This is a genomic window from Mycobacterium terramassiliense, from assembly GCF_900157385.1.
Lineage (GTDB): Bacteria > Actinomycetota > Actinomycetes > Mycobacteriales > Mycobacteriaceae > Mycobacterium > Mycobacterium terramassiliense.
Window position 1 is genome coordinate 1,869,887 of sequence record NZ_LT717701.1, and the last position, 20,770, is coordinate 1,890,656.

General features: G+C 69.4%; 16 protein-coding genes and 1 pseudogene. 7 read left to right on the plus strand and 10 right to left on the minus strand.

Annotated elements, in window-relative coordinates; all coding sequences use genetic code 11:
* Window positions 1–7: 7 nt before the first annotated feature.
* The 3 genes and pseudogenes from dapC to MTAB308_RS23650 all read left to right on the plus strand — a co-directional run bounded on the left by dapC (window position 8) and on the right by MTAB308_RS23650 (window position 4,844).
* Entirely contained in the window at window positions 8–1,138 is a 1,131-nt protein-coding gene (gene dapC / locus MTAB308_RS23640; RefSeq protein WP_077102639.1) for a succinyldiaminopimelate transaminase, read from the plus strand.
* A 63-nt stretch (window positions 1,139–1,201) separates the two neighbouring features.
* On the plus strand, window positions 1,202–3,586 hold the full coding sequence (locus tag MTAB308_RS23645; protein ID WP_077102641.1) for an APC family permease: 2,385 nt from the start codon (window positions 1,202–1,204) through the stop codon (window positions 3,584–3,586).
* Window positions 3,583–4,844, plus strand: a pseudogene (locus tag MTAB308_RS23650) (alpha/beta hydrolase fold domain-containing protein). The gene MTAB308_RS23645 and the pseudogene MTAB308_RS23650 overlap by 4 nt, the downstream one beginning before the upstream one ends.
* On the opposite strand, the gene MTAB308_RS23655 reads toward MTAB308_RS23650, so the two are convergent.
* The 3 genes from MTAB308_RS23655 to stf0 all read right to left on the minus strand — a co-directional run bounded on the left by MTAB308_RS23655 (window position 4,830) and on the right by stf0 (window position 7,597).
* Window positions 4,830–5,480: a GAP family protein gene (locus MTAB308_RS23655; protein WP_077102643.1), complete on the minus strand. Its 651-nt coding sequence runs from the start codon at window positions 5,478–5,480 to the stop codon at window positions 4,830–4,832. The pseudogene MTAB308_RS23650 and the gene MTAB308_RS23655 overlap by 15 nt on opposite strands.
* Before the next feature lie 30 nt (window positions 5,481–5,510).
* Window positions 5,511–6,638 (minus strand): YeiH family protein, encoded by a 1,128-nt coding sequence (locus MTAB308_RS23660; protein WP_077102645.1) that lies wholly within the window; start codon window positions 6,636–6,638, stop codon window positions 5,511–5,513.
* Between the two features lie 155 nt (window positions 6,639–6,793).
* Window positions 6,794–7,597: a trehalose 2-sulfotransferase gene (gene stf0, locus MTAB308_RS23665; RefSeq protein ID WP_077102647.1), complete on the minus strand. Its 804-nt coding sequence runs from the start codon at window positions 7,595–7,597 to the stop codon at window positions 6,794–6,796.
* 100 nt (window positions 7,598–7,697) lie between these two features.
* Here stf0 and MTAB308_RS23670 point away from each other — a divergent pair, with 100 nt between their 5' ends.
* Window positions 7,698–8,690: a class I SAM-dependent methyltransferase gene (locus tag MTAB308_RS23670; RefSeq protein WP_157901006.1), complete on the plus strand. Its 993-nt coding sequence runs from the start codon at window positions 7,698–7,700 to the stop codon at window positions 8,688–8,690.
* Window positions 8,691–9,053: 363 nt separating this feature from the next.
* Here MTAB308_RS23670 and MTAB308_RS23675 read toward each other — a convergent pair whose 3' ends face one another.
* Together MTAB308_RS23675 and MTAB308_RS23680 are read right to left on the minus strand one after the other, a co-directional pair.
* Window positions 9,054–10,550: an HNH endonuclease signature motif containing protein gene (locus MTAB308_RS23675; protein ID WP_077102651.1), complete on the minus strand. Its 1,497-nt coding sequence runs from the start codon at window positions 10,548–10,550 to the stop codon at window positions 9,054–9,056.
* Between the two features lie 553 nt (window positions 10,551–11,103).
* The gene (locus tag MTAB308_RS23680) at window positions 11,104–12,690 is read right to left on the minus strand and encodes a PucR family transcriptional regulator (RefSeq protein ID WP_077102653.1); all 1,587 of its coding nucleotides are present in this window, start codon (window positions 12,688–12,690) and stop codon (window positions 11,104–11,106) included.
* A gap of 84 nt (window positions 12,691–12,774) precedes the next feature.
* Between MTAB308_RS23680 and pruA the strand changes: the two genes are divergently transcribed.
* The 3 genes from pruA to MTAB308_RS23695 all read left to right on the plus strand — a co-directional run bounded on the left by pruA (window position 12,775) and on the right by MTAB308_RS23695 (window position 16,226).
* Window positions 12,775–14,406, plus strand: coding sequence for an L-glutamate gamma-semialdehyde dehydrogenase (gene pruA, locus MTAB308_RS23685; RefSeq protein ID WP_077102655.1), 1,632 nt, complete (start codon window positions 12,775–12,777; stop codon window positions 14,404–14,406).
* Window positions 14,406–15,362 (plus strand): proline dehydrogenase family protein, encoded by a 957-nt coding sequence (locus tag MTAB308_RS23690; RefSeq protein WP_077102657.1) that lies wholly within the window; start codon window positions 14,406–14,408, stop codon window positions 15,360–15,362. Before pruA ends, MTAB308_RS23690 begins: the two co-directional genes overlap by 1 nt.
* Before the next feature lie 120 nt (window positions 15,363–15,482).
* Window positions 15,483–16,226, plus strand: coding sequence for an MBL fold metallo-hydrolase (locus tag MTAB308_RS23695; RefSeq protein WP_077102659.1), 744 nt, complete (start codon window positions 15,483–15,485; stop codon window positions 16,224–16,226).
* A 103-nt stretch (window positions 16,227–16,329) separates the two neighbouring features.
* On the opposite strand, the gene MTAB308_RS23700 is transcribed toward MTAB308_RS23695, so the two are convergent.
* From MTAB308_RS23700 to MTAB308_RS23720, 5 genes are read right to left on the minus strand one after another with little or no spacing between them, the layout of a single operon-like run.
* Window positions 16,330–16,935, minus strand: a complete 606-nt coding sequence (locus MTAB308_RS23700) for a TetR/AcrR family transcriptional regulator (protein WP_077102661.1) — start codon at window positions 16,933–16,935, stop codon at window positions 16,330–16,332.
* Entirely contained in the window at window positions 16,932–18,002 is a 1,071-nt protein-coding gene (locus tag MTAB308_RS23705) for a zinc-binding dehydrogenase (RefSeq protein WP_077102663.1), read from the minus strand. The genes MTAB308_RS23700 and MTAB308_RS23705 overlap by 4 nt, the downstream gene beginning before the upstream one ends.
* A gap of 11 nt (window positions 18,003–18,013) precedes the next feature.
* Window positions 18,014–19,183 carry a lipid-transfer protein gene (locus MTAB308_RS23710; protein ID WP_077102665.1) on the minus strand — a complete coding sequence of 390 codons (1,170 nt, stop codon included), beginning with the start codon at window positions 19,181–19,183 and terminating at the stop codon, window positions 18,014–18,016.
* Window positions 19,180–19,653, minus strand: coding sequence for a MaoC family dehydratase (locus tag MTAB308_RS23715; RefSeq protein WP_077102667.1), 474 nt, complete (start codon window positions 19,651–19,653; stop codon window positions 19,180–19,182). The genes MTAB308_RS23710 and MTAB308_RS23715 overlap by 4 nt, the downstream gene beginning before the upstream one ends.
* Complete coding sequence (locus MTAB308_RS23720) at window positions 19,650–20,765, minus strand: acyl-CoA dehydrogenase family protein (RefSeq protein WP_077102669.1); 1,116 nt, start codon at window positions 20,763–20,765, stop codon at window positions 19,650–19,652. The genes MTAB308_RS23715 and MTAB308_RS23720 overlap by 4 nt, the downstream gene beginning before the upstream one ends.
* Window positions 20,766–20,770: the final 5 nt, after the last annotated feature.

Here is a 20,770-nt window from a genome sequence, read left to right on the forward strand (position 1 = left end):
CGGGCCGGTGCCGCACCAGCCCGAGGCGGGGGCGCGGCCCCCGCACGGGAAAGTTTCGGCGTCCCTGCCCGAGTTTCCCTGGGACACCCTGACCGACGCGAAAGCGGTGGCCGCGGCCCATCCGGGCGGCATCGTCGACCTGTCCGTCGGCACGCCGGTCGACCCGGTCGCGCCCGTCATCCGGGAGGCGCTGGCCGCAGCCGGCTCCGCACCGGGGTATCCGGCCACCGCCGGCACCCAGCGCCTGCGCGAATCGGCGGTGGCGGCGCTGGCCCGCCGCTTCGGGGTCACCGGGGTGGCCGAGGCGGCCGTGCTGCCGGTGATCGGCAGCAAAGAGCTCATCGCGTGGCTGCCGACGCTGCTGGGCCTGGGCGCCGCGGACGTGGTCGTGGTGCCGGAGCTCGCCTACCCGACCTATGACGTCGGGGCCCGCCTGGCCGGGGCCCAGGTGCTGCGCGCGGATTCGCTGACCCAGGTTGGCCCGCGGTCCCCGGCGCTGTTCTACCTCAATTCGCCGAGTAATCCGACCGGACGCGTGCTGGGCGCCGAGCACCTGCGCAAGGTTGTCGGCTGGGCTCGTGAGCGGGGCGTCCTCGTCGCCTCCGACGAGTGCTATCTGGGCTTGGGCTGGGAGGCGCAACCGCTGTCCGTGCTGCATCCCTCGGTCTGCGACGGCGACCACACCGGGCTGCTGGCGATTCACTCGCTGTCGAAGACCTCGTCGCTGGCCGGTTATCGGGCCGGCTTCGTCGCCGGCGATGCGGCGTTGATCGCCGAGCTGCTGGCCGTCCGCAAACACGCCGGGATGATGGTGCCGACGCCGGTGCAGGCCGCCATGGTGGCCGCGCTCGACGACGACGCCCACGAGCAGCTGCAGCGCGCGCGCTACGAACGGCGGCGGGCGGCCCTGTTGCCGGCGCTGCGCGCGGCCGGCTTTGTCGTCGACCATTCCGAGGCGGGCCTGTACCTGTGGGCCACCCGCGACGAGCCCTGCCAGGACAGCGTCGCGTGGCTGGCCGCCCGCGGTGTCCTGGTGGCGCCCGGCGACTTTTACGGCCCGGGCGGCGCCCGGCATGTGCGGGTCGCGCTGACCGCCACCGACGAACGCATCGCCGCCGCGGTTCAGCGACTCTCGTAGACGGGTGGCGGCGACCCGTCTACGCCGCTTGCGACCGCCACTAGCCAAGCTCAGGCAGAATGCTTGGTCGTGACTAGTTCGGCTGGCGGATCGGCGGGCAAGCTGCACATCCCGACGTCTATCGGGGACATAGCCAAACGGGTGTTCCTCGGCAAGCCGCTGATCACCGAGGAACTGGCAAGCGAGAAGCTGTCGAACCCGGTTGCGCTGGGGGCGCTTTCGCCGGACGCGATCTCGTCGACGGCGTACGGCCCCGAGCAGATCCTGATCGAACTGCTGCCGCACGCGGGTCTGGCGGCGTTCGTGCTATTGCTGCCGGTCACCGGTGTCATCCTGCTGATCCTGACGTTCGTGGCCGCGTCGTATCGGCAGGTCGTCATGGCCTACACCCGGGCGGGCGGGTCGTACATCGTGGCGCGGGAGAATTTCGGGCCCCGGGTGGCGCAGGTCGCCGCCGCGGCGCTGTTGATCGACTACGTGGTCACCGTGGCGGTCCAGGCGGCGGCGGGCACGGTCGCGGTGGCGTCGGCGATACCGGCCCTGGGTCCGCACAGCCTGAAGATCACCGTCGGCGTGGTGCTGATCATCTGCTACCTGAACCTGCGCGGATTACGGGAAGCGGGCTGGCCGTTCGCCGCGGCAACCTACTTCTTCGTTGTCATGATCGGCCTCACGATCGTTGTCGGCGTCATCCGCGAAATTTTTTGGGAATTACCTGTATACGATCCGCACCAGCTGAGCGGCACGGTGCCGGTGCAACATGGTAGCGGTCTGGTGATGGGCGCAACGATACTGACCTTGCTGCGCGCGTTTGCCAACGGCGGTTCGTCGCTGACGGGTGTTGAAGCGATCTCCAATACGGTCGATGTATTCCGAAAGCCGCAGGGCGTGAACGCACGTCGGGTGCTTACCGCCATGGCCTGCATTCTCGGGTTCTTGCTGGCGGGCGTCGCTTATCTGGCATACGCCACCCACTCGACGCCGTACCTCAGCGAATATCCGTCGGTGTTGTCACAGGTCGGTCGGGCCGTCTTCGGGAACGGCGTGATCGGAAACGTCTTCTTCATCCTCGTCCAGGCATCGACCGCCGCCATCTTGTACGTGGGCGCAAACACAAGCTTTAACGGCTTCCCCGCGCTGGCGAGTTTCGTGGCCGAGGACCGCTTCCTGCCCCGGCAGCTGACGAAACGCGGTCACCGCCTGGTGTTTTCGAACGGGATCCTCACACTGACGGCGCTGTCTGTGGCGCTGCTCGTGGCGACAGGCGGCTCGGTCAACGCGCTGATCCCGGTTTTCGCGATCGGCGTGTTCACCGGGTTCTCGATGGCCGGCTACGGGATGACCAAACACCACCTGACCCACCGGGAACCGGGATGGCGACGACGGCTGGCGATCAACCTGTCCGCGGGGATCCTGTCGACGATCGTGGTGGGCATCTTCGCGGTGGCGAAGTTCACCGAGGGCGCATGGCTCGTCGTCGTCGTCTTCCCGGTGCTGGTCTTTTTGCTGATCCGGCTCAATCGCGAATACCGCGCAGAGGCGGCCATTCTCGAGATGTTCCGCACCGACCGGCCCGAGTTGGTGAAGTATGCCAGGCACCGCGTGTTCGTGTTCGTGAACTCGGTCGACCTCGCGACGATCGAGGCGTTGCGCTACGGCAGGGGATTGCGGGCCGACGAGCTCATCGCGGTGCACTTCATGGTCGACGCGGCCTACGCCGCGCAGCTGCGAAAGCGTTGGGATCACTTCGAACTCGACACGCGGCTGCGGGTGGTGGACTGCCCGGACCGCCGGATCAACCGGTCGGCGCAGGTGCTGGTCGCCAAGGCGGTGCAGGAACAGCGGGACACCAACGTCACGGTGTTGCTGCCGCGCCGCACCTATTCGCCGCTGCTGGGGAGGCTGCTGCACGACCGCACCGCCGACAAGATCGCCCGGGCGGTCAGCCTGATCCCGGACGCGGCGGCGACGATCGTCCCGTACGACGTGGAGTCGCGGATCAAGGAGGCCTTCCCCGACGACTTCGAACATCGGATCGCGCGCGGACTCGACCGGGTCGAGGCGTTGGTCCTGAAGGACGAGGAGCGGGACGTCGAAGCCTACGAACACCCCGAACGGCCGTCGGTGATCACCGTGGCCGGGCTCATCCCGGGCCAGCGCGCCACCGTCGAGGGGCGGGTCACCCAGGTCGAGGACATCACCAAGCGGCGCCGCACGCTCCGGTGGATCGTCGTCGGCGACGACAGTGGCGAACTCAACGTCACGTTCCGCCCCGGGCGCGGGGGCGCCGACATCCAACCCGGCCAGCTGTTGCGGATCACCGGCAAGGCGCGACAGAGCGGGAACAAGGCGGTGTCGATGGTCGACCCGGCGTATCACGTGATCGACGACCCCGCCAAGGCCGAGGAGGCCGGGGAGTCCGACGAAACCGGAAAGGGCCAGGCGTGAAACGAGTGGCCGCCGTGCTGGTGTCGGTGCTGGGCCTGGCCTACACCGCCAACGGCTTTCGACCGTTGACGAGGGACCGCTACGGGTCGGGCCTCGCGTTCGCCCACGGCGTGTTCGCCTCGGAGCTTCCGATGCAGACCCTGGCCGTCCAGCTCGCGGCCATGGCGACGGTGTCGCGCCGGCTGCCGCCGCGGACACGCCGGTTCAGCTGGCTGGTGTCGGCGGTGTCGTGGCTGGGGCTGATGGGCCTGCGCCGCGTCGGACGGCGGGCGGACGAGCCGCTGACCGCCGCGCTGGACGCGGCGCTGGGCCCCGACCGTCGGACCGAGTCGGGCGACCTGTGGACGCGGCCCGCGCCCGGGGGCGCGACCGCCAAGAAGCCCGGCCCGGCGCGGATGTTGCGGATCTACCGCGACTACGCGCATGACGGCGACATCAGCTATGGCGAGTGCGGCTCGCGCAACCACCTGGACATCTGGCGCCGGCCCGATGTGGATCGCGGCGGGCGGGCCCCGGTGCTGCTGCAGGTTCCCGGCGGCGCCTGGATGGTCGGAAACAAACGCGGGCAGGCGCATCCGCTGATGAGCCACCTGGCCGAGCTCGGCTGGATCTGTGTCGCGATCAACTACCGGCTGAGCCCCCGCTCCACCTGGCCCGATCACATCGTCGACGTGAAGCGCGCGATCGCCTGGACGAAAGCGCACATCGCCGAATACGGCGGCGACCCGGACTGGATCGCGATCACCGGGGGCTCGGCCGGCGGGCACCTGTCGTCGCTGGCGGCGCTGACCCCCAACGACGCGCCCGGTTTCAGCCGGGCTTCGAGGACGCCGACACCCGCGTGCAGGCGGCCGTTCCGTTCTACGGGGTGTACGACTTCGGCTCGCGCGAGGCGATGCATCCGTTGATGGCGCCGATAGTCGCCAAGCGCGTGTTCAAGCTGAGCTTGACCGACGTCGGCGAGCCCTTCCGGGTCGCGTCGCCGATCACCCACGTCCGCGAAGACGCGCCGCCGTTTTTCGTGCTGCACGGCACGAACGATTCGCTGATCCCGGTCGAACAGGCCCGCCGCTTCACGGCGCGGCTGCGCGAGGTCAGCCGCCAGCCCGTCGCGTACGCCGAGTTACCTTGCGCGCAGCACGCTTTCGACATCTTCGGGTCGGCTCGCGCGGCGCACGCCGCGGTGGCCGTCGAGCAGTTCCTCGCCGAAACGTACGCGTCGCGCCGGGCCGTGGCGCAACGGTCAGGCACCGGCTAGCCCGGCGATCAGCAGGATCGTGCCGACCGCGGCCAGCAGGCTGGCGACCTCGACGCGGCGTCGCGACCGGATCCAGTCGTGCAGCGCGCCCATCGCCGCGCGCGTCCGCCGGGGCGCCGCCAGGTACGCGAGCAGCGGAAGCTCCACCAGCTCGAAGGCCACGACGTTGAACATCACCAGCGCCCCGACTTGCGTCGCGGCCGCCGCGCCCGAGGCCAGGATGACGGCCAGCGCGGCCAGGTAGTCCACCGACGGCAGCGCGATCCCCAGCCCGGCGACTCCCGCCACCCACAATGAGCGCCCGTTCACCAGTCGCTGAGCGTGCGTCGCCAACCGTTCGGGCACGGCGGCGCGGCGCATGTCGGGCCGCACGATCACCACGGCGGCGACCGCGAGCGCCAGCAGGCCGATGGCGATCTGCACCCTGGGCAACGTGAAGTATGTCGACCCCAGCAGCCTGCGTCGCAGGACGAACAACACGACCAGGCCCACGCTCAGGCCCATCGCGAAGCCGCCGCACAAGAAGGCGAGCAGTTGCAGCATCGGCCGGGGCCGGTTGAGCATCAGCACCGTCATGCCGACCCGGAACGGTTCGAGGCTCACGGCGATGGCCATCACCAGGATCGTGATCAACATGACGGCCGCCAGGTTACCGTCCGGCCTTCGCTACGTGGTTACGCCCCAATGGAACACGCGGGAGGTGAGCAGCACGAGCCCGAGGGAGACCGACGCGACGACGGTCAGCCCGATGACCGCGACGACGAGCGGGCGCCACCCGGTGCGGGCGATTTGCCGGATGTCGGTGGTGAGGCCGACGCCGGCGAAGGTCAGCAGGAACGCCCATTTCGACACGTTGGCCAGGTTCGCGGTCTGCCCCTTGCTCAGCCAGTGCGCGGTCGCGATCGCCGAGACCGCCAGGAAACCGAGCACGAATTTCGGGAACTTCGCCCAGACGAACGCGGCCTTGGCCCTGGCACCGGGCGCGATCGCGTCCGCCTGTCCGCGGCCGGCCCAGTACAGCGCGAATCCCAGGACGACGAAGCCGATCAGCGCGTTGCGGGTGGACTTGACCAACACGGCGATCTTGCCGGCGTGCTCGGAGAACAGGTATCCGGTCGCGGTGGTTTCGGCGGTATTGTCCACCGCCAGGCCCGCCCACAGGCCGAATTCGTAATTGGTGAGCCCGAACAGGTGCCCCAGCGGCGGCAGCGCGAACAACCCGACCGCGCCCAACGCCAGGATCGCCGCGATCGCGTAGCTGACGTCGGCGTTGCGGGCCCGGATCGCGCCCTTGGCGGCCACGATGGCCGACACCCCGCAGATCGAGGTGCCGATCGCCAGCAGCGAGCCCAGCTTGCCCGACAGGCCGAAGGCACGCGCCACCGCCAAAATGATCGTTCCCGCGACCGCCATGTCCACCAGGATCTGCACCAGGCTGGTCGCGCCGAGCTTGGCGATATCGCCCAGCACGAATCGCGACCCCAGCGCCACGATCCCAACCTTGAGCCAGAACTGGTAGGTCAGCACGCCGGGCCGAAATATCCGGTGCAGGCCAACGGTATTGGTGATCAGCAGGCCAATCACGATGGCCCACAACACGTATTCGATGTCGGGAACGGTCCAGTGGTGGTGTTTGGCCGCTGTGTTCCACCAGATTTGGGCGTACTTGCCCAGCACGCCCACGCCGATCAGCAGCAGGATGCCGGGCAGGTAGTCCAGTGGGCGCCCGCTGGTGAACGCGGCTTCCGCCGACTCGTCCTCCGCTTCCCGCGCGTCGACGCTGAGGGTGCTCACGGCGTCACCAGGGAATCCTGGGAAGCGCGCCGGCGACCGCCAGCGCGACGATCACGCCCGCCAGCAGCGTCGCCCACCAGTCCTCGGATAACCGTCGCACGACGCAATGGTGGCGTGGCCGCCCTTGTGGGCCAACCGATTGGCTCGCGCTGAATTTAGGTCGGTAGCCCATTTCGCTCGGCGTCGGCGCGGTAGCGCTCCACCCATTCGTCGGAGCGCTGGTCGGCCTGGCGCTCCAGCGCCGGTTCGGGCGCCAGGCGCGGGTCCAGCCCCAACGCCTCGAGGATGGTGGCCACCACCTGAGTCAGGTTGCGCCACAACACCGGATACGGGACTTCCATCGGCTCGACGTCTTCCTCGGCGAACCAGGTCCGCCAGCCCTCCTCCTGGGCGCGCAGCATGGTGACGACGTGGGCGATCGCGCCGGCGTGGTAGGTGGCGCGCGCGTCGCGGACCGGATCTGGCCTGCCGCGCCACACGCGAGTCTGCACCGCGCGCCAGAAGGACACCGCCTGCGACACCACGTCGGGCCGGTGCACGTGGATAAGCAGCGGCTCCTCGCCGACGACGTCGCGGATCGCGGCCCGCAGGCCGTCCCCGGACCGATTGGGCAGGTCTTTCGCGCGATTCAACAGCAGCGGTGTTTGGTTCCACATCAGCTTGCCGCCCCACACGCCGTTGGGAGTCCTGCCGACCGTGCGGATGTAGTCGCGCCAGATCTCGGGCGGCGCCAGGTCGGGCGTGCCTGCGTCCAAGGGGTCGAGCAGACGCAGGATCGACTCGTCGTCCACGCCGGCGAACCACTCCCGGGGCTGCGGGGACTGGCTCGTGGCCGGCAGGTACTGAAAGAACTCCTGGGGCTCGCCGGCCACGCCGGTGGCGCGCAGGGATTCCACCAGCAGCGTGCTGCCGCTGCGCTGAGAAGCCAGCACCAGATAGGACGACGGGCTGTCAGTCACCAAGAAAGCGTAACCGGGGGAAAACGCGCCGCAACCCGTTCGATTGGCTTCACGCTGAACATAAGTATTGCCCGCCGGGTGGCGCCTGCCGGATGCGATGATGACCGTCGTGCACAACTCCGCCAAGGAGGCGGCCCGCCGAATCATCTGGCGCGCCGACCGGGGAACCACCGCCGAGCTGCGTCGTCGCTTCGTGCCACTGAATCCGGTGGGCGTGGACGGCTTTCGTCAATACCTCCGCGAGCACTGGTCGACGGTGGACTATTGGGATTCCGAGGTTGGGCGCCACGACATGGATGAGCACACCGTCGGGCGGCTGATCTACGACCGGCACGAGTATGTGCCCTGGCTGGACGGCCTGCGCCGCCTGGACGGGGCGCGAGTGTTCGAGATCGGCTGCGGGACTGGGTCGTCCATCATGGCCCTGGTCGAGCAAGGCGCCGAGGTCACCGGGATCGACGTGGTGGAAGAATCCATCGCCGTGTCGCGGGCCCGGTTGCGTTTCTTCGGGCTCGACGAACCGTCGCTGCATCACCTGAATGCGACCGAGATAGCCACGCATTTCGACCACGCCGGCTTCGATTTCGTCATCTTCTTCGCGTCGCTGGAACACATGACGTACCACGAGCGGTTGACCAGCCTGCGAGCCGCCTGGCAGTTATTGGCCGACGGCGGGATCCTCTGCATCATCGAAGCGCCCAATCGGCTATGGCTTTTCGACGATCACACCGCCGACTTGCCTTTCTTTCACTGGCTGCCGGACGAGATAGCCCTGGAGTACCTGAAGCGGACGCCGAGGTACCAGGCGTCGGCGTTCGACACCACGTCGGAGGACGCCAAGCTGGAACTCACCCGTCGCGGTCGGGGAGTGAGCTATCACGACATCGAGTTGGCCTTGGGACCGATCTCAGAACTCGACTTCATGGCCGATCGGCAGACGTTCCAGATGAAGCAGAACCCCTTGCGCTGGCTGTACTATCGCCAGTCCGCGAACCGCCGCTACGCCAACCTGTTACGCCGGCAATGCCCTGAGCTGCCGTTCGGCCTCTTCATGCCATACCTGAACGTCGCGATTCGCAAGCCGGCGGGCTGAACCAGCGGCCTTGTTCGGATCGAATCCGTAGTGTCGGCGGGAACAAGTCGAGTAGGGGTCGAGTCGTGAAGTAAGCACTTCCGCCGGGGTCGCTGGAAGGATGGTTACCAGCACGGCCCGGCGCGAGATCGACAGTGAAGGGCGCCACATGAACAACCTCACCATTGGGTGCCTGCGCCCCACGTTGGGACTTATGGCCCCGCGTCAAGCGAAGGGGTCGTCCTCGCGTGCTGCCTTGAAGTGTTGGGGCACCGGGTAACTCGCCCGCCGACTAGGCCGGCCAGCGCGATACGAATCGGGCGCGCAGCGCTCGGCGTACACACGACCACCGGTCATGCCGCCGCTTGCGGGAGGCCTGCCCCCTCAGAACGGTGGGGGTTGATTGCGTTCGGCGATGCGCCCGGCGTTGAGGGCGCGCTCGGCGTCGATGCGGCGGGCGCGGTCTTGCTGCCGGGTCCGGCGGCGCTGGGGCATCATGACGCCGCGCTGGGCGGAAACTGGTTGCGTCGATGGAGCACTTGGCAATTCGCCAGTGGGCAAGCAAAGAGTCGGAAACAGCAGGCGGCTGCCCGGACGCGTGATGTACTTGCGCCCGATCGGTGAAGTCCACACGATGGTGCCATCGGGCCGTTGTTCGTCGCGCCACCCGGGCCAAAAGGTCTTCAAAAGATGATGCTTTCGGCATAGGCATTTGAGGTTCGAGGCATGGGTCGGCCCGAGCGGGTATGCGATCGTGTGGTCGATGTCGGCGAACTCGGCAGGTCGGTCGCAACCGGGAAACCGGCAAGTCATGTCGCGACAGCGGATGAACCGCTCGAGTTGGGCCGAGGGCCGATAGCCGGGCTCGGCCGGAGCATCGGCGGGGTGTTGGAGCGGTTGGACTTTGGCGCCGTCGCGGATCAGCTCGGCCACCATCGAGGCGGGGAGGGTGCCGCCGCCGGTGAGGTGGGGTTCGGGGTCGGGGGCCAGCGCCTCGGCCAGCGTCATCTCCGGTGTGATCGGCCGCGACTTTCGTTCGCCGGAGGTGTGCGGGTCCGGACGGGCATCGAGGGCCGACGCGTCGGCGACGACATGGACCACCACCGCCGCGGCCCGGGGGTCGACGCCGGCCCCGCACCCGGCGTTGCCGCAGCCGCATGCGAGGTGTTCGCTGCCGGCGGCCAGCGCGCCCAGCGCGTCGGCGCGTCGCTGATCCAGCGTGCGCGGGTCGTCTTCGCAGACCTGTTGCGCCATTTGGGCCAACCGGCTGTCCAGGGCCGCGGCGTCGGTCGCGTACAGCGAACCCCAAAGGGCCGCGGTGCCCGCGTCGCTGTCGGCGGGGCTGATGGTGACGTGTCGCGCGCGGGCCGCGGCCCGGCTGCGGCGCAGGGCGCCTGGGTCATGGCGGTCGACGATGGCCTCGATAGCCTGGGCGGTCTTGCTCACCGATAGCGGCCCGAATCGCGTCGCGTCCCGCGCCAGCGCCTCGTCGACCAGCCGCAGCGTGTCGGGATCTTTGATCAGATCGGTGTGCCACAGCATCGCCGAGGCCAGCCGGAGGCTGATGGTGCCCGCGGCGAACAGTGCCGCTACCTTGGGCAGGCGGTCGCGCAACGCCACCGCCAGGTACATCTGCCCCGACGCCATGGGATGGCTGATGCTTTGGGCCGCAGCGACTTCGGCGGCGATCGCATCCCAGTTGTCGCACGACCAGTACGCGCGGTCGACCGGGCCGTCGGCGCGGCGGCGCACCAACTCCGCGATGGCCGCCAGGCGCCGGGCGCCGGCGGCGGCCTCGGCGCGGGCCGCCTCCGCGATCGCGGACACCACCGACGCCTCGCCGGCACTGCGCAGCGCGTCCCCATCGAGCAACTCGAACATGCTTTCGAAGCTAGTCGACCCCACCGACTCGGGCGAGCGCTGAGCACGGACCCTGTGGACAAGTTCCCGACTGTGAATAAGCCGGCCGCCGAGCTAACTATGGCCACGGTGCGCAGAGAGGCGCACAGGCCGGCCCGCGCGGCACATGGTCTCCCTCGACAATGTCGTTGTGCTGAGGGCTGTCCGGGAAGCCGGCCGCGGGATACCAATAGTCGTGGCAAACACTCAAGTCCCACCCCTCGCGCTGCATGGCGGCGATTGGGCCTCCCGGTGAGATGTGGTCATTGGGATCCGGATGGCCTGGGCACCAGGTGAAGTGGTTAAGCGGCGCAGGCCCGGGCTGGGCCTGGGCGGTACCCGCGGCCAGCCCGCCCAAACCCGCGACCCCGATGCCGCCCGCCAGCAACGCCATGGCAATGAACGATCGCGGAGCGCGAGTGGTGTCCACGGTGCTTCCTTTCGCCGCTGTCAGGTCGCAGATTAAGGTCGAGCGCTTGCGAAATCCTTGCGTCCGGTGGCAACCGATCCACTCCCGACAAATCGGTGGTGCGGATTACGCCGACCGCTCGGTCGCCCGCAATCCCAGCGAAAACAGCAGCCGCACCTCTGGATCCGACAGCGACGTCGCCAACAGCTTCTCGATCCGTCGCACCCGGTAGCGAACGGTGTTGGGGTGCACCTGCAGCGTTCGGGCGGCGGTTCCGACGTCGCCGAAGCTGTCCAGGTAGGTCCGCAGCGTGTCGGCCAGCACCGGGTCGTGCGCGCGCAGGTCGCGTATCCGCGGATCGACCAGCCGCTGGTCGGCGCCCACCAGGGTGACGATCTCGTCGAGCAGGACGGTGGTGCGCGCTTCGGCCAGCGTGGTCACCCGTCCGATCGAAACCGGGTGTCGCTCAGCGCTATCGAGCACCCGGTCGACCTCCGTGCGGGCGGCGGCGACCCCTGCCGGGCCGGCCACCGACGCGGCGATGGCGGCCCGCAGCTCGACGCCGAGTTCGGCGCGCAGGGAGCCGATCGTGCCGCGCACCCACGAGGTGACCGACCGGGTCTGTGTCTGTGGCAGCAGCACGTAGACGCGCGACTGGCGCGAGGCGACCTGGGCGTCCCGCCGAAAAGCGCTGGCGCTCAACGCTAATACGTCCGCAATCCGCGGGTGGGGAGTCCGCACGGTGTCCCAGCCGACCAGCGCGGCGGAGCCATCGGCGGACAGGCCGAGTTCGTGGGCGACGGCGGCAGCGTCGGCGGCCTCGTCGGTGAGGCCGAGCAATTGCTGCACCCGTCGTGCATGCGTCGACGGGCGGGCCGCCAGCCGCAACATGATTCGTGCGGCGAGGACCGCCGCGCCGCGCAGCATGTCCTCGGCGTCCTCGGCCAGGGGCTGGGAGCCGCGCTGCACCCAGATGGCGCCGGCGAACACCGGCGGTCGGCGGGGGCCCGCCGGCGGCTGGTGGATGCCGATCGCCAACCGGGGGCGTAGGCCAAGCTCGGGGCGTTCGGCGACCCGTACCACCTCCCCGCTGGATCGCAGCGCGTCGAAGATGCCCCACTGGCCGATCCACTTCAGGTGCTCGGGGGGCCCGGCGCGGCCCAGGATGGACAGGCGGCGCAGCTCGTCGGCTTCGTCGTTGGAGGCCGAATAGGCCAGCACGTGCGACTGGGCGTTCTCGATGCTGACCATGCCGTGGATGCGGTCGGCCAGCGACTGCGCCAGGCCGAACAGGTCGGTGCCCGAGTCATCGACGGGGTCGCCGCGATCGCCGTGATGTTCCAACACGTGATTGACCAACTGATAGAGCCGCTCCCATCGGGCCCTCGGCTCCACGGCCACCACCGCCGAGCCGGCCGCGACCGCCGCCGCCACGAGACGCTCCGACGGCTCTTTGGCGAAGATCGCCACCGGGACGCGCTCGCGTGCCTGGTTGTCCACCCACCGGCGAGCCTCGTCGTCGGCGACCCCGAGCAAAAAGAAGACGTCGGCCGAGCCCGCCGCCGCCGCCAGGCCAAGCCGCACGTCGTCGGAATCGATCAGCGCCGCCGACCCCACGGGGAGATCCAGGCCCCGCGGCGCGTCCACCAGGCTGACCAGCGTCGCGTCCAGGGCGAGCAACAACTGGCCCAGGCCGACGCCCACCGCTCGCATATTGTCCGATCTTACTAGCAAAAGCGCCAAGCCCTGTCCAATCGGCCAATAGGATCACCCGCCGCGCCGGGGATCCTTGGCACCATGGACGCGATCACCCAGGTACCAGTCCCGGCCAACGAGCCGGTCCACGACTATGCGCCACACTCCCCGGAACGAACCCGCCTGCTCGCCGAGTTGAGCGCCCTGGCCGACCAGCCGATCGACCTCCCCCACGTCATCGGCGGTGACCGCCGGATGGGGGAGGGCGAGCGGATCGATGTCGTCCAGCCGCACCGGCACGTCGCCACGCTGGGCACCCTGACCAACGCCGTGCACGCCGACGCGACGGCGGCCATCGATGCCGCGATGGCCGCGAAGAAGGCCTGGGCCGCAACGCCTTTCGACGAGCGCGCCGCGGTGTTCCTGCGCGCCGCCGACCTGTTGGCCGGACCGTGGCGCGAAAAGATTGCGGCCGCAACGATGCTCGGCCAATCCAAGTCGGTCTATCAGGCCGAGATCGACTCGCCGTGCGAGCAGGTCGACTTCTGGCGGTTCAACGTGGCGTTCGCCCGTCAGATCCTGACGCAGCAGCCGATCAGCGGACCCGGCGAGTGGAACCGCAGCGACTACCGCCCGCTGGACGGCTTCGTCTACGCCATCACGCCATTCAACTTCACCTCGATCGCCGGCAACCTGCCGACCGCGCCCGCGCTGATGGGCAACACCGTGGTGTGGAAGCCGTCGATCACCCAAACCCTGTCGGCCTATCTGACGATGCAGCTGCTCGAGGCGGCGGGCCTGCCGCCCGGCGTGATCAACCTGCTCGCCGGCGACGGATTCGCGGTTTCCGATGTGGCACTGGACGATCCCCGGCTGGCCGGCATCCACTTCACCGGGTCCACGGCCGCCTTTCAGCGCCTGTGGCAGCGGGTGGGCGCCAACATCGGCCGCTACCACAGCTACCCGCGGCTGGTCGGCGAGACCGGTGGCAAGGACTTCGTCGTCGCCCACGCGTCGGCGCGCCCGGAAGTGCTGACCACGGCGCTGATTCGCGGGGCGTTCGACTACCAGGGGCAGAAGTGCTCGGCCGCGTCGCGGGCGTTCGTCGCGCACTCGGTGTGGCAGCGCATGGGTGACGACTTCCTGGGCGCGACCGCCGCGTTGCGCTACGGCGACGTCACCGACCTGACCAACTTCGGCGGCGCGCTCATCGACCGGCGCGCCTTCATCAAGAACGTCGACGCCATCGAACGGGCGAAGGGCGCGCCCGGCGTCACGATCGCCGTGGGGGGCGAATACGACGACAGCGTGGGCTATTTCGTGCGGCCCACCGTGCTGCTGTCGGACGACGCAGGCGACGAGTCCTTCGCGACCGAGTACTTCGGCCCGTTGCTGTCGGTGCACGTCTACCCCGACGACCAGTACGAACGGATCCTCGACGTCATCGACGGCGGTTCCCGCTACGCGCTGACTGGCGCCGTCATCGCCGACGACCGGGCGGCCGTGCTGAGGGCCCAGGACCGGCTGCGGTTCGCCGCCGGGAATTTCTACGTCAACGACAAGCCGACCGGCGCGGTGGTCGGTCGCCAGCCGTTCGGCGGATCCCGCGGGTCCGGCACGAACGACAAGGCCGGTTCGGTGCTGAACCTGCTGCGCTGGACGTCGGCCCGCACGATCAAGGAGACGTTCGTCCCGGCCACGAACCACACGTACCCGCACATGGCGGCCGACTGATGGCCGGCGTGTTCGCCCACACGGTGCGCCCGGCGATCATGGCGGCCAGCCGGTGGGAGGCGTTGCGCCGCACGGCCGAACGCATGCCGGCCACGCGTAAGGTGGTGGGCCGGTTCGTGCCCGGGGAAACGATCGACAGCGCGCTGGCAAGCGTTGGCGCGCTTCGTGATTCGGGCCGGCTGGTCAGCGTGGACTATCTGGGTGAGGACGTCACCGACGCCGACGGCGCCGACGCGTCCGTGCGGGTGTACCTCGATCTGATCGACGGGCTGGGGCGGTCCGGTGCGAAGGGCGGCGGCGTCCGGCCGCTGGAGGTGTCGCTGAAGCTGTCCGCGTTGGGGCAGGCCCTGGACCGCGACGGGGAGAAAATCGCCCGCGAGAACGCCTGGTCGATTTGTCACGCCGCCCAGCGAGCCGGCGTGTGGGTGACGGTGGACGCCGAGGACCACACCACGACCGATTCGACCCTGTCGATCGTGCGCGACCTGCGGGCCGACTTTCCCTGGCTCGGCGCGGTTGTGCAGGCCTATCTGCGCCGCGCGCGCGGGGATTGCGAGGAATTCGCCGCGTCCGGGGCGCGGATCCGGTTGTGTAAGGGCGCCTATGACGAACCCGCCTCGGTGGCCTACCGAAGCGGCGCCGACGTCGCCGACTCGTACCTGGCCTGCCTGCGCGTGCTGATGGCGGGGCCGGGCTATCCGATGGTGGCGTCGCACGACCCGGCGGTGATCGAGGCGGTCCCGGCCATGGCGCGCGCAGCGGGCCGCACCGTCGACGATTTCGAATACCAGATGCTGTACGGCATCCGCGACGATGAGCAGCGCCGGCTCGCCGACTCCGGCAACCACGTGCGGGTGTACCTGCCGTTCGGCACGCAGTGGTACGGCTACTTCGTGCGGCGGTTGGCCGAGCGACCCGCCAACCTGAAGTTCTTCCTGCGGGCGCTGGCGCATTGAGTGTGAACGCACGGCGTTCAGTGTGAACTCAGGGAGGAGATTTCGCCGAAATCCCGCCCTGGCCGCACACCCGAAACCCGGGATGCGCACTCGATGCGCGCCGGGCGTAGCGTCTCGGGCATGAGCCTGGTTGTCGACGAAATGCCCGACCTGGGCATCACCCGGCTGTCGCGCTGGATCTTCAACTGTTATGTCCTGCGCAGCGGCGACGGGGCGGTGGTGGTCGACGCCGGGCTGCCGCGGGTCGCCGGCGATCTCGCGGCCGCCCTGGGCCGCGCCGGAACCCTGCACGCCGTCGTGGCGACCCACGGGCACAGCGACCACGTCGCCGGCGCGGCGGAGCTGGCCGCGCGCCACCGCGCGCCAATCTGGTTGCCCGAGGCCACACTTGCCTACCTGGACGGGGCGAAACCGCGGACCCCGACCCTGGGCCGGGCCGCGAGCATCTGGCCCACCATGATCGACCAGCCGCTGGATCGGCGCGGCGTGGCCGGGTTTGTCAGCGGCGCCTGGGTGGCGGGATACGGCACGCCGGCCGGTATGCGCTGGACGGGTCCGCCGCCCGGCGGCGGCCTGGTCGACGGCCAATCGGTGCCCGGGGCGCCGGAGTGGACGGTGGTCACCGCCAACGGCCACACCGACGACAGCGTCGCGCTGTGGAATCCGACGACCCGCACGCTGCTGTCCGGCGATGCCGTGCTGACCGTTCGCGGCCAGGCCTGGCACACGCCGGAAATCGTCGACGCCGCGAGCGCCGCCGCCACCCGCAAGCGTCTCGAAGAACTACCCGTCGCGCATCTGCTGCCCGGCCATGGCCGACCGGTGCACGCTGCCGACACCGTTTGGGCCCAGCAGCGCCGCTGAGTGTGCGCTCAGGCACTCGAGTGTGCGTGCAGGGCGCGAAAATCGCCCACATCTCGCCCTGGGCGCACACCAACAGCCCACGATGCACACTCGACGACCAGCCTCAGCCGCGGCGGGGCCGCGCGCGATCGCTGGCGAATCCCCGGACCACGTGCGCGCGCACGAATTCCGCCGCCACCTCGGGATCGTCCATGTCCAGCGTCGACGACGGCGTGCTGAAAAGCGAAAAGAGTATGCGCGCGAACCATTCCCCGGCGGCCTCGACATCGAGGTCCTTGCGGACCTCGCCGGTGAGCCGGGCGGCGGAAAGATAGGGCGCGAAGAAGTCGACACACTCGCGCAGCAACACCGCGGCGTCTTTGGTCAGCAGCAGGCTGATCGCGTCCTCGTCAAAGTACTTCTCGGAGGCGATGACCCGCCGCGCCTGGGTGACGAACACCGCCGCGCGGCTCAGCTTGTCTTCCAGCGAGCTGCCCTGGTCCATCGCCTTGGACATCTCGCGGTAGAACCGTTCGGAGGCGTGTTCGGCGCAGGCCTCGACGATCGCGCCCTTGTCGCTGAAGTACTCGTAGATGGTGCTGCGCGAAACGCCGGCTTGCTTGGCGATGTCGACGATCGTCGCCTTGTCCAATCCCTGTCTGCCGAAACAGATGAACGCGGACTCGACGATGAGCTCGCGCGTATCGGTGGCCGGGGCCGCCTGCGTCATGGCACCAACGCCCCCCTGGGCACCAGCCCGGCATCGGCCGAGGCGAAGGCGTCGTTGACGTCGGCCAGATGGTAGGGCTTGGGCATCAGCCGGCCGAACGGAAAGTCGGTGTGCTGCAGGAAGGACAGCCCGATCGCCAGCGTGACGGGGTCGTAGAGCATCACGCCGCGCACGGCCTTGTTGCCGTAGACCAGCGAGCTCGGATCGAGCTCAAAGGTGCGTCCCATCCCGACGTTGCCGACCTCGAGCAGCGTGCCGCCGTTGTTCAGAAAGCCGACCCCGTCGGGGATGACGCCCGGCACCCCGACGACCTCGAGCACCCAGTCGGCGCCGGTGGCGTCGGTGTGTGCTCGGACCCGCTCCGCCACCTCGAAGGTCGAGATGCCGCTCGCGTCGATGCAGCTGGTGGCGCCGAAATCGGCTGCGACGTCGAGCCGTTCGGGAATCTTGTCGATGACGATGACGGCTGCCGCGCCGGCGGTGCGTGCTACCGCCGCGGCGTTGATGCCCAGCCCGCCCGCACCCTGGATGACTACGGTGTCGCCCAGGCGCACATCGCGCAGCGCGAACAACACCTGCGCCAGAGCGCAATTCAGCGGCGCGACGGCCTCGTCTGCGAGGTCCTCGGGCACCTTGTACAGCGGCTGCCGCCGACTGGTGTAGTAGTACTCACCGTGCGCGGCGACGAAATGCGGCTCCTGGTCGTGGGTGCGATACTCGCCGGCCATCAGGTTCTGGCACGCGTGGGGGCGGCCCCGCGCGCACGCGTGGCAACGCCCGCAGGTCCAAAAGTACGGTGTGACGACGCGATCGCCGACGGCGAGCGGCTTGCCGGTCGCGTCGGTGGTGAGCCCCTCACCGAGTTCGGCTATCTCGCCGACCATTTCGTGGCCCAGGGCGAAGGGGCACGGCAAGGGCAGCTCGCCGCGGAAGATGTGCAGGTCGGATCCGCAGATGCCCGCCATCCGCAGCTTGAGGGCCGCGGTCCCCGGGGCGGGCGCGGTGAGCGGGAACTCGGCCAGCTCGATCGGCCCCCCGGGCGCGGTCAATACCGCGAGCTTGGGCATGAGCTTCCCCCTTAATCGGCAGGCGCGAGGATCAGCCCGCTGGTGGGCACGCCGGTCCCCGAGGTGACGAGCACGTGCTCGACGTTGTCGACCTGGTTGTGCGAGGTGCCCCGCACCTGCCGCACGCCCTCGGTGATGCCGTTCATGCCGTGGATGTACGCCTCGCCGAGCAGCCCGCCGTTGGTGTTGATCGGAAATTCCCCGCCGAGCGAGAGCCGCTCGACGGTGGCGAAGTCCTTGGCCTCGCCGCGCCCGCAGAAGCCGAGCTCCTCGAGCTGGGTGAACACGAACGGCGTGAAATGGTCGTAGATGAAGGCGGTTTGGATGTCCTGGGGTTTGAGGCCCGAATCGCGCCACAGCCGGTCGGCGACCACCCCCATCTCCGGGAGCCCGGTGATGTCCTCGCGGTAGTAGCTGGTCATCATCTCGCCGTTGGCGGCCGCGCCCTGGGCGGCCGCGGTGATCACCGCCGGCGGTTGGCGAAGATCCCGGGCGCGTTCGGCGCTGGTCACCACCAACGCGACCCCGCCGTCGCTCTCCTGGCAGCAATCCAGCAGCCGCAGCACGGGTTCGACGATCCAGCGCGAGTTCTGGTGGTCCTCCAGCGTGATCGGGCGCTGGTAGAACCAGGCGTCGGGATTGGTCGCCGCGTGCGCCCGGTCGACGACGGCGATGCGGCCGAAGTCCTCGTTGGTCACCCCGTACGTCGACATGTAGCGCTGGGCGTGCATGGCGACCCAGGCCGCCGGCGTGAGCAACCCGAACGGCGCGTAGTGCGCCATGAACAGCGGGGTCTCCGTCATATTGCGCCCGCTGCCGCCGAACCGGAAGCCGGAGCGTTCGTTGAAGGCGCGCCAGCACACCACCACGTCGGCGACGCCGGTCGCGACGGCCATCGCCGCGTGCACGACGGTGCCGGCCGCGGCACCGCCGCCGTGGTGCACGCGGGAGAAAAAGCTCAGGTCGCCGATGCCGACATTCCGCGCGATCTCGATCTCGTCGCTGGAATCCATGGTGAAGGTGACCATGCCGTCGACGTCGGCGGGCGTCAGGCCGGCGTCGTCGAGCGCGGCACTGACTGCCTCACAGGCCAATTGGAGCTCGCTGCGCCCGGACTCCTTAGAGAACTCGGTCTGGCCGATGCCGACGATGGCGCAGCTGCCGGGCAGCGAACTGCTCACGAGCCGGCTCCGTCCAGCAGGCTGAGCACCGCGGTGCCGGAGACGTGATCGCCCAGGCTGTTCGAGCCCTTGAACGTCACCTCGACGAAGTTCTCAGCCGTCGTAGGCCCCGCTGGGCCCCGAGTTTTGGACGTCACGCTGCCCGTGAAGCGCAGCGGGTCGTCGGGGAAGCACGGCACGCCGAGGCGGATCGACAGGTTCTTGACCATCGCCTCCGGCCCGGCCCAGTCGGTCAGGAAGCGCACGCAGTACCCGTTGGTGGTCAGGATGTTCATGAACAGGTTCGGCGAGCCTTGCTTCTTGGCGAAGTCGCGGTCGTGGTGCACCGGCATGAAGTCCCGCGAGGCGATCGCGCCGGCGACGATCATCGTTGTGGTGATCGGGATTTCGAGCGGGGTCACGTCGTCGCCGACGTTGATGTCGGCCCACTTGAGCGTCGAGCGGGGCCTGGCCGCTGTGGTCGGGGTCATCGGATTCCTTCCGGATAGGTACTGCCGATACTGGCCAGCTGGGCCGGCGCGGGACCGAGGGCGAGCTCGTTGTGTTTGGCCCACAGGAAATAGCGGTGCAGCGGATAGGTGATGTCGATCCCGATGCCGCCGTGCACCTGCTGGGCGGTGGCGGCGACGCGGGAGCCGGCCTCGGCGGCCCAGAACTTCGCGATGCGGGCCGCCCGGTCGACCTCGCCCCAAGGTCGCCCCCGCGCGATCAGCCAGGCCGCATGCCAGGTGGTCCAGCGGATCGCCTCGACGTCGATGAAGGCGTCGGCCATCCGCTGCTGCACCGCCTGGAAACTGCCGATGGGCCGCCCGAATTGCTCACGGCCGGTTGTGTATTCGGCCGCGATGCGCAGGGCGCGCTCGCAGACGCCGAGCTGAATGGCGCACAGGCCGATCAGGGCACGCGTGTGCAGGGATCCGACCGGGCCGTCGAGCCGGTCGTCCGCGTAAACGATTGCGCCGTCTAAGAATACGTCCGCGTGCGGTTCCCGGTTGGTGGTCGCGACCGGCCGGATCTCGACGCCGCGGGCGTCGGCGGGCAGCAAAAACAGGCCCACGCCACCGTCGTCCATGGCGGCCGGAATCAGGATGGTGTCGGCCAGCTGGGCGGCCGGCACCAGTTCCTTGGCTCCGTCCAGCCGCCAGTTCGGGCCGTCGCGACGGGCCGTGGTGGACGGGCTCATCGGGTCGGATCGGCCGGGCTCCTGCAGCCCCGCGCTCAGGATGCGGGCTCCCGTGACGACGCCGGGCAGGAACCGTCGCTGTTGCTCCGAAGTTCCGTGCCGGGCGATCGGGTCGGCGCCGAGCACCAGCGTCGCGTAGGCCGGCACCGGGGCCACGCTCCAGCCCACCTCGGCGAGCAGCACGCCGAGCTCCAGGAAGCCGCCGCCGTTCCCGCCGACCGCCTCCGGCAGCGCGGTGCCCAACAGGTCGGCGGCGGCGAGCTCGCTCCACAGCGCGGCGTCGTAACGGTTCTCGCCGGCCTCCACTTCGGTCAGCCGGTCGGGGGCGGCCCGGCGCTCGAAGAGCTCGCGGGCGAGCTTGGCGATGGTCTCCTGCTCTTCGGTGAACGTGAAATCCATTGCGC

Bases quoted from the DNA above. Each gene is read 5' to 3' on its own strand.
- MTAB308_RS23670 (WP_157901006.1), top strand. From the start codon at position 7,698: ATGACCGTCGTGCACAACTCCGCCAAGGAGGCGGCCCGCCGAATCATC.
- MTAB308_RS23675 (WP_077102651.1), bottom strand. From the start codon at position 10,550: ATGTTCGAGTTGCTCGATGGGGACGCGCTGCGCAGTGCCGGCGAGGCG.
- MTAB308_RS23700 (WP_077102661.1), bottom strand. From the start codon at position 16,935: ATGACGCAGGCGGCCCCGGCCACCGATACGCGCGAGCTCATCGTCGAG.
- MTAB308_RS23655 (WP_077102643.1), bottom strand. From the start codon at position 5,480: ATGTTGATCACGATCCTGGTGATGGCCATCGCCGTGAGCCTCGAACCG.
- MTAB308_RS23715 (WP_077102667.1), bottom strand. From the start codon at position 19,653: ATGACCCCGACCACAGCGGCCAGGCCCCGCTCGACGCTCAAGTGGGCC.
- MTAB308_RS23695 (WP_077102659.1), top strand. From the start codon at position 15,483: ATGAGCCTGGTTGTCGACGAAATGCCCGACCTGGGCATCACCCGGCTG.
- pruA (WP_077102655.1), top strand. From the start codon at position 12,775: ATGGACGCGATCACCCAGGTACCAGTCCCGGCCAACGAGCCGGTCCAC.
- MTAB308_RS23705 (WP_077102663.1), bottom strand. From the start codon at position 18,002: ATGCCCAAGCTCGCGGTATTGACCGCGCCCGGGGGGCCGATCGAGCTG.
- MTAB308_RS23690 (WP_077102657.1), top strand. From the start codon at position 14,406: ATGGCCGGCGTGTTCGCCCACACGGTGCGCCCGGCGATCATGGCGGCC.
- MTAB308_RS23680 (WP_077102653.1), bottom strand. From the start codon at position 12,690: ATGCGAGCGGTGGGCGTCGGCCTGGGCCAGTTGTTGCTCGCCCTGGAC.
- MTAB308_RS23720 (WP_077102669.1), bottom strand. From the start codon at position 20,765: ATGGATTTCACGTTCACCGAAGAGCAGGAGACCATCGCCAAGCTCGCC.